Genomic DNA, 1,665 nt, shown 5'->3' on the forward strand with positions numbered 1-1,665 from the left:
TCGAGCGAGCGTTCGCGCTGGCGCGGGCCGCACGCGACCGAATCAGACAGAACCTCGGACTCGCGTTCGTCTACAACGCGATCGCCATCCCGCCGGCCGTCCTCGGGATCGTGAACCCGCTGGTGACGACCGTCGCCGTGGTGGTCGGCACCCTCCTCATCGTCGGGAACGCGGAGCGATCGCTCGTCGACGACTGACCGTCACGGCCGTCATTCCTCCTCGACGCTCTCCTCGGCATCCTCGAGCGCACCCCACGAAACGGTTCGATCGACGCGAATCGAAATGAGCGGCCGCTCGTCGAGATCGTGGTCCACGTACTGGTCGTATTTGGACTCAAGCGCGTTCACGGCGGCGTCGCGGATCGCCAGATCGGGTCGATCGCTGTCCGTCGCATCGGGCTCGAGAATCCGCGCCCGACCGCGGACCTGCACCCACGCGAGGCGCGACCAGTCCTCGCGATAGCGGTCGACGAGCAGCGTCACCTGCGGATTCGTCCGGACGTTCCGAACCCGACGGAGTTCGCGGGTCGACTTCGGCTTCTCGTCGATCGCCGAGACGATCCGCAACGCGCCCTCGGAATCGGCGTTCGTCGGATCCTCGCGCTCGAGAGGAGCGAAACAGACCGGCACCGCGTGCGGTCGGTTCTCGTCGTCGACCGTCGCTAACGCGGCGACCCGCGCTCGCTCGAGGAAGGCGCGTTCGTCGGGCGTCACGGGACGACGGACGATACCGGGACAAAAAGAGCTGTCCGGGGCGACGCCGGTTCCGGGGAGTCGTACCGCTACGCGAACTTACTCGGGCCGCCGTCACTCAGCCACGTGCAGATGACTGCACGGATGAGTCGGCATCGCGCGTATGCAGCCGTCGTCGTCGGGACGGGCGGCTACACCTGCCTGATGTTTATCTGGTTCTCGCTGCCGGCATCCCTCTCGACGATCATCGCGGATCTCGGTCTCTCGGGCACGCAGGCCGGCGTCGTCGCGGGTGCGGTCCCGCTGACCTACATTCCGATCGCGTTGTTTACGGGCCTGGTTATCGACCGCGTCGGACCGGGTCGGAGCCTCGCGGCGGGCGTCCTGATCTATGGCATCGCCCAGATCGGCCGCAGTTTCGCGGTCGGGTTTCCATCGCTGCTCGCGGCGACGCTGCTGATCGGCGTCGGCGCGACGGCCATCACCTTCGGACTGCCGAAACTCGTCTCCGTGCTGTTTCCGCCCGACGAGACCGGTTTCCCGTCCTCGATCTATCTCGTCGGTGCGTCGGCGGGAACGGCGGGTGCATTCGCCGTCGGGCGGCCGATTCTGAGCCCGCTGCTGGGCGGCTGGCGCGAGCTGTTCTTCTGGAGTGGGATCGTCGCGATCGGCTACGGCCTCCTGTGGTTCGTCGTCGCTCGCCGGTTAAGGATCGACGCGCGTAATCGCGCGGCCAACGACGCCGACGCGGCGGACTCGTCGCTCTCGCTCGCGGCGATCCGCCGGGACCTCGCGCTCGTGCTCACTCACCGCGAACTCCAGCTCGTAGTCGTCATCGGGACGATGTATCTGCTGATCGCCCACGGCATGCAGGGGTGGCTCCCGACGCTGCTCGAGGCGCGGGGCTACTCGCCGGATCGAGCGGGACGGACGACGAGCCTGCTCGTCGCCGCCAACGTCGTCGGCGTTTTGA

At 67.6% G+C, this 1,665-nt stretch carries 3 protein-coding genes; 2 read left to right on the top strand and 1 reads right to left on the bottom strand.

What is annotated here, in order from left to right:
- On the top strand, nt 1-197 hold a 197-nt coding region (locus tag PGX04_RS33470), incomplete at its 5' end, for a hypothetical protein (protein ID WP_273742413.1).
- Nucleotides 198-209: 12 nt separating this feature from the next.
- Here the strand turns inward: PGX04_RS33470 and PGX04_RS33475 are convergent.
- Nucleotides 210-713 (bottom strand): TIGR03668 family PPOX class F420-dependent oxidoreductase, encoded by a 504-nt coding sequence (locus PGX04_RS33475; protein ID WP_273742414.1) that lies wholly within the window; start codon nt 711-713, stop codon nt 210-212.
- 111 nt (nt 714-824) lie between these two features.
- On the opposite strand from PGX04_RS33475, the gene PGX04_RS33480 reads away from it, so the two are divergent.
- A partial coding sequence (locus PGX04_RS33480) for an MFS transporter (protein ID WP_273742415.1) occupies nt 825-1,665 on the top strand: 841 nt, incomplete at its 3' end.

It is taken from the genome of Natrinema soli (genome assembly GCF_028618695.1).